A 10,697-nucleotide genomic window follows, 5' to 3' on the forward strand; every position below is an offset into this window, starting at 1 on the left:
TTCTATTATCATTGCATTATTGACGTTCAAAATTTCTTATTATAAAATATAAATGGCTAAATTTTGAAGAAAGGAGATGATATTTATGTTCACAAAAACTAATGAGGTGAAAAAAGCTTAAAGGATATTTTTACTAATTAGCCTAAGGTTAATTATCTCTTACTTTTTATCCTCAGATATGAGGTGACTAATCATGGCTTTGCCATTAGATTTTGAAACAAAACGAATGAAATTCCGTTTATTAAATATAAATGACATTGAAGCAGTTTACAGACAATTTTCTGACCCAGATATGTGTAAATATTTTAACGAACCACCATGTGATCTAGAAGAGGCCAAAGGTATTATTGAACATTACCAAAACCCAGAGGGGAAAGGTTACCTTCGCTACGGTATTTTTGATAAAGAAACCGATGCATTTATTGGAACATGCGGTTATCATTATTTAGATAATGAAATTAAACAAGTTGAAATTGGTTATGATATTTGGAAAGATTATTGGAAACAAGGATATATATCTGAAGCATTACCAGTACTTATCAATATCTGCTTTGAACATCTTGATGTTGATTGTATTTATATCCTTACACATCCACAAAATAAAGCATCTATGGCAAGTGTAAGAAAGTTTGGCTTTAATGAATGCGAACCTTGCCGAAATACAGATGAAGAACAAAAGTGCATGAAGTTAATGAGAGAAGAATGGTATAGTAAATAGTAACTTCAAGTCGCTTATTTCTTTTATAGAAATAGGCGGCTTTTCTTTTTTATTTTTTGAAATCTGCAAGTTTTATTCTCTTGAATTATTATTTAGCTAGGACTTATTAATAGGATACATAGATATCCACGTGAACTTTATTACAATATTGATTTTATAGTAAACAAAGAAGAAACACACAATATTTTTTATCAAGTTGTTAACTTTAAAATCAGCGTTAATGATGCTGAAATTGTAGATAGTGGTTTTGCTGATTGAACTCAAAATTTACTGAACAACAAAAAGAGCGCTTATTAATAAGTGAAACAGGAATTGATTTACAGTTAATTACGGGCATACTGACCTAAGATTTTTCATTTATTTCTCTCCTTTGTATAATTCAATAAAGCTATCAAGCATATTACTTGATAGCTCTTATAGCTTCTGTTATTTCTATTTTATTTACTTGTCTTGTCGGATCTATTCTGAAAACAGAAATTATTTGAATTTTTGAGTATCACTGCAATCTCATAATGTCTTGAAAAGTGCAGATGATTTTTTTATTTATCAAACCCAATTTTATTAAGCTCACCTACATCAACATTCAGCTTAAGCTCAATTTGTGCTTTATTTGATGCTACTATTTTAATCCTGTTTTCACCTTTTTTTAAGGATACTGTAATTGTTTCCATATCATTTTGAACAATATTATCCTTACTTTCAGCAAGTGTTTCTAGCTCTCCTGCAGAATTAATAAAAACTAATTTTGCTTTACCTTTGTTTACTGATAATAGGCATGATAGCTTAATATCCATATCACTTTCAGCATTATATCTCCATATAGTATCCATTCCTTCAAACTCTAATTTACCTATGTATTCTTGCCCATCTATTAATTGTTCTTCACTGTTCAAGTTAAATGAATTTGCATCACTTGAAATCTTACTATCGTTCGAGTATTGTGAACTCATGTAATTCATACCACATCCAGCAAATAATAGTGTGATAATTATACCATATACTATAATTAATTTTTTCATCTAGCTACCCTCCAGACCTTAATTACATACCCTTCATTGTATCACAGTTTTAAGAATATTCTTGTCATTAGCTTGCAAAATATAACCCTCATTAACTTGTAAATTGATTCTGAAAAAGCTTGACTAGGTTTTTGTAAAAAATTTCCTAGATTTATTTCCTAAGTTTTGTTGTAGAATTCGCTTTAATAGAATCCGTAGGGCATTGCATACTGTGATGTATGAAAAATGAATTCCTTTGTGTCGCTCGCTTCAAATGAAGTAATTTTGCTTTAAATGCGTCTATATAAGTATAAGCAATAATTCTAAAATACTGGGGGAATAAAATTGAATAATAAAAAATTTGATAGAATACAAAATTATATAATCGGTATAATTATATTAGCTTTATATGGAAGTGTTTTTCTTGTACATGGTATAGCAGGATCTGTAGCATGGTCATTAGCAAAATTAGTCTTTGCGCCAATTGGTGTTATATTAGTGCTTATTAATCTCACATTACTCATTATCTTCTTAGTCAAGAAAAAAAAAGTTTTTCATAAAACAATTACTTTACTATTATCCATCATTCTTGCATTTCCTGTACTTATGCTTATCAACGTTTTACAAATTCCCTATCCTGCTAATGTTGATAAAATGGCACCTTCAATTACAGTAAGATGGCCATTAAATGAAAAAACAGTTGTCGGATGGGGTGGAAATACCGTAGAAGCTAATACACCGCATGCTGTATGGGCATCTGAAAGGTGGGCATATGATTTGGTTGTTGAGCCAGCAAATACAGGCAGTAAAAAACTTAAGGACTATGGAATTTACGATAAAGAAGTTGTTGCACCAGTATCAGGAACAATTGTTGCAGTTTATGATGAAGAAAATGATATAATGCCTAATACTGAAGAATTTCTATCTATGGAAGGTAATTATATTTACATAAAAATAGATGAAACAGAAACCTTTTTATTATTAAATCACTTGAAAAAAAATAGCATACTTGTTAAAGTTGGAGATCATGTAAATGAGGGAGATATTATTGGAAAGGTCGGAAATTCAGGCTCAACATCTGAACCTCATTTGCATATTCATCATCAACGTCAAAATCCAACAAAAATTATTTACCCAATCTTTGCAGAAGGTTTACCACTTTATTTTAAAGATATTGATGATAACCCTATGCCAGTCAAAGGTTCAATTATAACGACTAAAAATTAATGATTCAATTTAGGCAAGCTGACATCGTTTTTCAAGCGGTGTCAGCTTTGCTTTAAGTTAAATGCATTCACATTGAATATCTAGTGCAGCCCTTAACATTGTTTCTATTTACCAGAAATAGTAATACCTAAGGAACATATCCATGGTAATATTGCATCGCCAAAATTAACACGCTCTTGAGAAATATCTTTGATGTTCGTAAATAAATCCAATAAATTGCCTGAAACCATTGTCTCAGATATAGGATGCTTAATCTCTCCATTTTCAATATAAAAGCTGTTCTTTGCTACACCAGAGAAATCACCGCTAGAGCTTGGTCTCCCTCCTGAGTATCTGCAAAGTAATATACCTTTATCAACGTTTTTGATCATATCCTCAAGTGATCGATTTCCTGCTTCAACCACATAGTTATTGCTGATGTTCTTTGCCCTCTCAAATCCTGTTTTATTTGCTCCATACAAACTTAATACAAAGGCTTTGAGCATACCCTTTTCAATGATAGTTTGATTTTCTGACTTAAAGCCATCATCCGTTATAAAGTATTTGTTGCTCACTTCTTCAGAAACAGGTCTAAGATGTAGTGTAAAATCAGAGCTTGCAACTTTCTCATTTAACTGATCCTTAAGGACACTACTGCCACCAATTAATGCGTCATCTCCTAAAAATGTGTTTATATAACTCGAAATCATAGTTGATAAACAATCAGGGGTGACAACAATGTCACCTACAAACTTACCTTTTATGGGCTTTGCATGAATATGTTCAACCGATTGGTCTAATAAAGTTTTGATAGCCCCATACTCAATTATATCCTTCTCTATTTTTTCCATCGAATAATTTGTGTAGTTAAATGAAGATCTTTTTTCTCCCTCCTTTGAAGAAAATACCACAGTAATTTCATATATACCTTTATATGACTTAAAATCTACACCATTTGAATTCATTAGGAACTCATCTTTTTTTTCAAAGGTTAATATCATTTCTTCAATCATTGTTTGTGAATGGGTTGTTTTGATATCATTAACAAATCTTTCTAAAACTTCATACATCCTATCTAAATTAGGCTCTCTATCTCCTGTATAAAAAACTTCTGGTTCTTGACTAGAAGCTATGTCAAAGCTGTCATCTTCATTGGATGTTTCAGATAATTCCATAACTGTCCTAATCCCTTCATTTATAGAATTTTCATCCATCTTGTTGATAGATAATCTTCCTTTTTTATGATCCTTTATAGCTGTTATATCTAGAGTAGTATCAAAAGTCGTTCTTAGTAAGGATATTTCACCAGCACCTACATTTAACTCGTGCTTTTTAATTGTAGTTAATAAACACTGAGACTTATCCACGCCCTTTTCTGAAAGGGTATCCAAGCAATATTTTATAATGTTATGATAATCCATATTATCTTCCCCCTATATTTATTTTGCACTTAATCGCAGGACCACCCATGCCCACGGTTATCATCTGTTTCTTCCCACACATGCCACCTGCAATCCACTTCATATCCTCTGAAACCATGGTAACACTTTTAAGAACATCAAAGGCAATGCCAGATATAGTGGTATCTTTTATAGCTCTGCCTAATTTGCCATTTTTTATTTCATAGCCTAGTGTTACCCCGAACATAAACTCACTTGTGGTATCTGCTTGCCCATTATTAGGCTGAATAAGATAATATCCATCTTCTATTGTAGATATCATATCCTGTAATTTACTTTTTCCTGGTAAAATAGCAGTGTTTCTCATTCTTATTAGGGGCTCATCTGAATATTTAAATGCCCTTGCATTGCCCTTAGGTTGAACATTAAAGAGTTGTGCACTTTCTTTATTATGCATAAATCCTTTTAATATACCATTTTCAATGATTACAGCATCATCTGCCTTAGTTCCCTCATCATCTATATATATTGGAACTGGGCATGTTTCTCCATTATATGTATTAGCAAAATCTACTAGTGTTATAAGAGGACTTGCCACTTGTTTATTTAAATTATCTCCTGCAACAGAGCCTCCTAAAACACCATCTGCTTCTGTTGTATGACCTATTGCCTCGTGAGCAAGTATACCTGCTAATCTAGCATCAAGAATACATTCTTTAATTCCTGCTTCTGCATAAATCCCTTCACTTTTATTCACTAAATGCTCATATAGTTCATCTATATCTTCAAATATATCTTCAGGATCGTTAAAAACATCCTCAAATTGTCCTAACCCTCCGAAAAAATCATATGCTTCTATAGGTTTACCCTCTTTTTCCATAGTCAAGCTCACTATCAATATTGTCCTTGGAAGCATAGAATATAGTTTAGCTCCATCAGAAGTTAACAATGACTTTTCCATGTCAAGACAATTCAATATAACTTGTCTATTACTTAATTTTGGATATTTTTTGTTAATATGTGTATCAACTTCTTTTACAAACTTCATGATTTGTTTTTGACTTAATCTTGCTTTCTTTGTACTAAAATCTTTTTCAAATGAATGGATGCTTTTGTAAAAAGCTAATTTGTTTTTATTTTTTCTTTTATTTAAAAATAATGCATTTTCATTTGCTTCTTTTATAACTGTCCTTATCATTTGTGAATTTACCATAGGGGTAGAAGCAAAGCCCCATGAACCTTTTTTACAAAACCTTGCACTAACGCCTCCATTAGTTTCCTTAGAATTTCTAACTAAATTCCCTTTGTTGTATACGATCGTTAAATCTCTGTTTTCCTGAACTCTTAACTCTGAATATTCAGTTAATAATTCCCCATAATGATTTAAGTTTTTTATAATCATATAGAACCCCCTTCATTTTAATAGACTTAAGTATATTAATAATTTAAATATTTTTATTAATATTATCAATATTTTTATTTAAATTATTATATCTATTTCTACAATATTATAATTTTTATTAATAATCAACTATATACGTAATATTTCCCTATTATTAAAAGAATGATTTCATTTCATATATTTAAGATTAGAAAAAAAGGAGGTTGACAGATGAATAACCAAAGTGCATAAAGCTAATGTGAGAAGAATGGTATAACAAATATTAGCTTCAAGTTACTTATTTCTTTCGTAGAAATAGATGGTTTTTAATTCTTATTTCTAGCATATTTGCTATCCAATTTTTCTAAATTCTCCATTGTATTCTTTTGAAATATTTTTTAATAATGTATAATAGATTGATATAGATTATTTTTCCAACATTAATTTTAGATCACAAAAATATTTCATTAGATTAAGGTGGGTTTATAATGGAGCAGTCAAAAATTATTAATAATATACTTCATAAATTAGGAAGTAAAAACTTAATAAATGAGCTTACTACTAAATTATCTCAATCTGAAGTTTCTACACTTCTCATGTTTCTTTCAAAAGAAATAGCAAATAAAAATACTCCCAGTGATATTTTAAGTAAATATGATACTAACCGATTTGTAAAGCCTGCTAACCTTAACCTGGTTAAAGTCAAAAAAGTCGAAATACTAATGCTTGAGATGGCTGAGGCTTTAGGATTTTCATCAGTCTTGCTTTCTCCTGCAAGTCCATTAGGGAGTTGTTCTGTCATAGCAAAGGTTGACCAAAACAATGTTATCTCTGCAACAAGAGGATTAGAACTTATCTCAGATAGTACTAATATGCTTGCTATACACATAGCTAATGGAATTAAAAACAAAACTATTGATAATACAAATAGTACTGTTCATTTATCCACTACATGTAGAGTTACTCGTGGTCAAATGTTTAAAGACAATGCGTTTGTTCCACATTTTGGTTTATTTACTCTTGTAAGCTCTGGCAAAGACGTAGGTTCTTATGGTTTCGAAAAAGATGCAATTTCCAAGCATTTAGAATTTTATGTAAGCTATTTTGGTTATAAATTAGGTCATAAACTTAAAGTATCTCTTAATACAAGGAATGGCTATACTGATAATACTGGATTTGTTGATAGAATATATAACCACCTTTATAAACTTTATCCAAGCATTGATTTCATAGTAAACAAAGAAGAAACAGACAATAATTATTACCAAGGTATCAATTATAAAATTAATCTTAATGGTATTGAAATTGTAGATGGTGGTTTTGTTGACTGGACGCAGAACTTACTTAGCAACAAAAAAGAGCGCTTATTAATAAGTGGAACAGGAATTGATTTACAATTTATTACCGGCATACTGGACTAAAACTTTAGATAAAAATGCAGCAAGTGCTAATCTAGCACTTGCTGCTACAATAATTCCCATAATATACTAATATTCTACTATTCCATAGTATCTTCTATCATCTGGATTATGATCTCTTACTAAAGCAAAATAGTAGCTAAACCATTCAAGTGGCACAAACATAACTAGCGGTGATAAATCCTCATGCAATCCCATGTTAAAATCTTTGTAATCAAATACAATATAGTCTCCCTTATATTTTTTTACAAAGTTCAAGGCTCTTTCAGTAATATGTCTTGAAGCATCTGTTCCTAAAAGAAAAACGAAAGGTACCTTTTCTTCGACTATTTCAAGTGGCCCATGTCTAAACTCTCCACTATGAATCACAGCTCCATGACCCCACATAAACTCCATGTTGGTAATAACTCCTTCCTTATAGGCTAGTGAAGTTAATGGACCTGCAGCTACGGTATAAAACCCTTTCCATTCACTTATTTTTTTCGCTATCTCAAAAGCCTTATCTTCAAAGTTTTCAACATGATACTTCAAAACCTTAGGTAGATTTATGATATCTTCAAGAAGTTTATCTATTTCCTTACTAGGTTCTATTTTTTGAATATACCTTCCTATGATAGAATATACAATTACAAGTTGACACTCCCACATAGCTTCTGCATTGTAATCTACTGTAATCTTGGACTCTTCTCCTAGTGGATTTCCCTCAGCTTTGTTACATATTCCAACTGTCACTGCACCTAAGCTATTAGCTTTTCTTAGCGCTTCTACTACTTCCTCTGTCTTTCCTGACTGAGAAGTAAGTATAACCATCGAATTTTCATCAACTGCTTTAGGTGTGTTATCAACAAATTCCCACCCAGTGTAAGAACTTGAGCACAATGTGCTATACTTTTCAGTAATATATTTCCCAGCATCTCCTACAGCTTTTGAACTTCCACATCCTACAAAGAATAGCTTCTTTATATTGTTGTGAATCATTGTATCTACAACATTCTGGACTTTTCTTGTGCAGTTTGTTAAAACATTTTCAACTTCCTCTACCATACTAGATGTAACTAGAAATTCCACAGTACTTTTATCTAAATCTAGCATAATTTAGCCCCCTTTTCTGTTATCTTTATTTTAATAAAACTTCATAAGAGATTTTATCTCCTCTAGTATAGGATTTGGTATATTCCACAATCCTTCCTTTTTCATCTTTGCTCAAGTATTCAAATAAAAAAATTGGTGTATCTTTTGGAACACATAAGAGCTTTGCTTCTCTATTATTTGCTTTAACTAATGTAAGAGTCTGATAAGATAGTTTCACTTTTATTCCTTTTAATTCCATGTAATCGTATAAGGATATAACCTCAAAATTTACCTCATCAATATCTTTAAATATCTCATATGGCACATATGTATCTTCTAAAGCTGAAGGTTCACTGTTTGCTAACCTTAGTCTTAAAATCCTAAATACTTTTTGATCTGAAGGTATGTTTAAAATATCATTCAATGCAGAAATATCATCTAGTGCCTCTTTCAATATAACTTTCGAGGATGGACTGAGTCCTTTTGCTCTCATTGCAGCACTTAGTCCAGTTAAACTTTCTAAGTCTCTTTTAACTTTATTACTTAATACAAAGGTTCCTTTTCCCTGTACTTTTTTAAGTAATCCTTCTTTTACCAGCCCATCAACGGCATTTTTAACAGTCATTCTATTAATTCCATATGTATTAGCCATCTCTCTCTCAGATGGAATTAAGTCACCAAATTTATATTCTCCATCTTCAATTTTTTCTCTTATTACTTCTCTCAATTGTATATATATTGGCGGTCTATAGTCCAACTCATCACCTCTCTACCATGCTCCAAAATAAGTAATTGTTTTTGATGCCTTATTTGTTCCCATACTTAAGCATGTTTTTATATCTCGCCCTCTAGCTATGCCTACCATAAAACCTGCAATAAATGAATCTCCAGCCCCTAAAGAGTCCACTACTTCAACCTGCTTAATCCCTTCCTTATAAAATTCCATCCCATCATATGCGATGCTGCCATTATGTCCCAAAGTTGCTACTACACATTTCGGACCAAGTCTTTTTATTTTCTTTAAGATGTCTCTTATAAACTCATCATCTTTATTATAAGATAAAAAAGCATAATGAATATTTGGACAGATATCTTCGAACTTAGTCCAATTTATTTTATCTGCAAAGTCAAAGGAAATAACTAGTCTTTCTTTTAATTCATTTAGATATTCTTCACATTTCCCCCATATAGCTGTATGAAGAAAATCATGTTTTTTTATATACTTTAAATCATCCTCTGATAATTTAAAGTTTTTGAAAACACCTTCATAATAAGCACCTAGTATTCTATCTCCATCAGTAAGCTTCACCTTAGTAATTGCAGTTCTGCCATAAACTCTATGTAAATAGCTTACATCTACTCCTTTAGAATTAATTTCTTTTATCATTATGTCTCCGTAATAATCATTACCAACTATCCCTAAGTAAGAAGAATCTTCTCCAAGCTGTTTAACATAAACAGAAAAATTAACTGAGTTTCCTCCAGGAAAAGCCTTTCCAGTATGCTCATAAATATCTATACAATTATCGCCAATAGCAATAAATCTCATACTAATCTCATCACCTCGTTAATTCACTTGTAAATACGCATCTATCTCCTCTAGTAAGTGATTTAGAGTATTCAATTTTCTTTCCTTCACTATCTAATACTGTACCTTTAAGCATCAATAATGCATCTCCTTCACCAATACCTAAAAGCTTGCTTTCCTCCTTATCAGCAAAAACCATAAATATTTCTTGATTCGCGCTTGAAAGTTTTATATTATATTGATTTTCTAAAGTTTCATATAATGATTTGTTTTCTAAATCACAATTATTAAGTCCTTGCGCATATCTAACTGGAATGTATGAGGTTTCAAGAGCTAGAGGAATATCCTTAACAAATCTTAATCTCTTAACTTCATACACCTTTGTGCCAAGAGTTACATCCATAATATTAGATAGCTTTTTATTACTTTCTATTTCTTTAATATAAATAACTTTTGTCTTTATATTGAATCCTATTTTTTTTATAGTATTTGTTAAGGATTCGAATTTTGATAGGTTTCTCTGTATTTTTTCTTCAGCTATGTAATTTCCACTACCTCTGATCGAATATACGATCCCTTCATTTTTTAGTCTTTTTAAAGCTTCCCTTACGGTCAATCTTTGAACATTAAAAATCTCAGATAATTCTCTTTCTGAAGGAAGCCTATCCCCTGTTTTTAACTCATTTTTATTGATATACTTCTTAATTTCAAAATAAATCTGAATATCTAAAGTAATGCTTCTCATATTCACCTCCTAGTGGTTTATTACATATACCAGTTTACAATTTTACTATACCAATTTTCATTCTATAATGCAATATTCATTTCATGTTTTTATAAAAAATTATATTTGATTTGAATAAAACATAAGGATGTCATAATTTAACTCGTTGTGCTAGTTTTGTTGCAGGTAAAAATTGCGAATGAAAAACTCCAGCATAATATTGTAACCTATTATTAACCGCAAAATTAATGAT

10 protein-coding genes are annotated in these 10,697 nt (G+C 30.9%); 3 read left to right on the top strand and 7 right to left on the bottom strand.

Translation table 11 applies throughout. From position 1 onward, the window contains the following. The first annotated feature begins 226 nt into the window (after window positions 1-226). Window positions 227-718 (top strand): GNAT family N-acetyltransferase, encoded by a 492-nt coding sequence (locus tag HNR33_RS16340; RefSeq protein ID WP_429085256.1) that lies wholly within the window; start codon window positions 227-229, stop codon window positions 716-718. A gap of 539 nt (window positions 719-1,257) precedes the next feature. Here the strand turns inward: HNR33_RS16340 and HNR33_RS16345 are convergent. After that, window positions 1,258-1,737 (bottom strand): hypothetical protein, encoded by a 480-nt coding sequence (locus HNR33_RS16345; protein WP_429085258.1) that lies wholly within the window; start codon window positions 1,735-1,737, stop codon window positions 1,258-1,260. A gap of 324 nt (window positions 1,738-2,061) precedes the next feature. Between HNR33_RS16345 and HNR33_RS16350 the strand changes: the two genes are divergently transcribed. Next, complete coding sequence (locus HNR33_RS16350; protein ID WP_429085261.1) at window positions 2,062-2,943, top strand: M23 family metallopeptidase; 882 nt, start codon at window positions 2,062-2,064, stop codon at window positions 2,941-2,943. Window positions 2,944-3,047: 104 nt separating this feature from the next. Here HNR33_RS16350 and HNR33_RS16355 read toward each other — a convergent pair whose 3' ends face one another. Further along, window positions 3,048-4,343 (bottom strand): TldD/PmbA family protein, encoded by a 1,296-nt coding sequence (locus tag HNR33_RS16355; RefSeq protein ID WP_429085263.1) that lies wholly within the window; start codon window positions 4,341-4,343, stop codon window positions 3,048-3,050. Between the two features lies 1 nt (window position 4,344). Further along, entirely contained in the window at window positions 4,345-5,724 is a 1,380-nt protein-coding gene (locus HNR33_RS16360; RefSeq protein ID WP_429085265.1) for a TldD/PmbA family protein, read from the bottom strand. A gap of 467 nt (window positions 5,725-6,191) precedes the next feature. Here HNR33_RS16360 and HNR33_RS16365 point away from each other — a divergent pair, with 467 nt between their 5' ends. Further along, entirely contained in the window at window positions 6,192-7,124 is a 933-nt protein-coding gene (locus HNR33_RS16365) for a hypothetical protein (RefSeq protein ID WP_429085267.1), read from the top strand. A 66-nt stretch (window positions 7,125-7,190) separates the two neighbouring features. On the opposite strand, the gene HNR33_RS16370 is transcribed toward HNR33_RS16365, so the two are convergent. Genes HNR33_RS16370 through HNR33_RS16385 form a run of 4 tightly spaced genes read right to left on the bottom strand, consistent with a single transcriptional unit; the run spans window position 7,191 to window position 10,465 of the window. Further along, on the bottom strand, window positions 7,191-8,213 hold the full coding sequence (locus tag HNR33_RS16370; protein ID WP_429085269.1) for an SIS domain-containing protein: 1,023 nt from the start codon (window positions 8,211-8,213) through the stop codon (window positions 7,191-7,193). A gap of 25 nt (window positions 8,214-8,238) precedes the next feature. Beyond that, window positions 8,239-8,949, bottom strand: coding sequence for a GntR family transcriptional regulator (locus HNR33_RS16375; RefSeq protein WP_429085271.1), 711 nt, complete (start codon window positions 8,947-8,949; stop codon window positions 8,239-8,241). 12 nt (window positions 8,950-8,961) lie between these two features. Beyond that, window positions 8,962-9,741 carry a fructoselysine 6-kinase gene (gene frlD, locus HNR33_RS16380; RefSeq protein ID WP_429085273.1) on the bottom strand — a complete coding sequence of 260 codons (780 nt, stop codon included), beginning with the start codon at window positions 9,739-9,741 and terminating at the stop codon, window positions 8,962-8,964. Window positions 9,742-9,751: 10 nt separating this feature from the next. Further along, a complete protein-coding gene (locus HNR33_RS16385) occupies window positions 9,752-10,465 on the bottom strand; it encodes a GntR family transcriptional regulator (RefSeq protein ID WP_429085275.1) in 714 nt (237 codons plus the stop codon). Window positions 10,466-10,697 lie beyond the last annotated feature (232 nt).

It is taken from the genome of Brassicibacter mesophilus (genome assembly GCF_050433385.1).
In the GTDB taxonomy this organism is placed as follows: Bacteria; Bacillota; Clostridia; order Tissierellales; family Proteiniboraceae; genus Brassicibacter; species Brassicibacter mesophilus.

Coding starts and splice junctions, on each gene's coding strand:
- HNR33_RS16370 (WP_429085269.1), bottom strand. CDS start 8,213: ATGCTAGATTTAGATAAAAGTACTGTGGAATTTCTAGTTACATCTAGT.
- HNR33_RS16345 (WP_429085258.1), bottom strand. CDS start 1,737: ATGAAAAAATTAATTATAGTATATGGTATAATTATCACACTATTATTT.
- HNR33_RS16355 (WP_429085263.1), bottom strand. CDS start 4,343: ATGGATTATCATAACATTATAAAATATTGCTTGGATACCCTTTCAGAA.
- HNR33_RS16340 (WP_429085256.1), top strand. CDS start 227: ATGAAATTCCGTTTATTAAATATAAATGACATTGAAGCAGTTTACAGA.
- frlD (WP_429085273.1), bottom strand. CDS start 9,741: ATGAGATTTATTGCTATTGGCGATAATTGTATAGATATTTATGAGCAT.
- HNR33_RS16365 (WP_429085267.1), top strand. CDS start 6,192: ATGGAGCAGTCAAAAATTATTAATAATATACTTCATAAATTAGGAAGT.
- HNR33_RS16385 (WP_429085275.1), bottom strand. CDS start 10,465: ATGAGAAGCATTACTTTAGATATTCAGATTTATTTTGAAATTAAGAAG.
- HNR33_RS16360 (WP_429085265.1), bottom strand. CDS start 5,724: ATGATTATAAAAAACTTAAATCATTATGGGGAATTATTAACTGAATAT.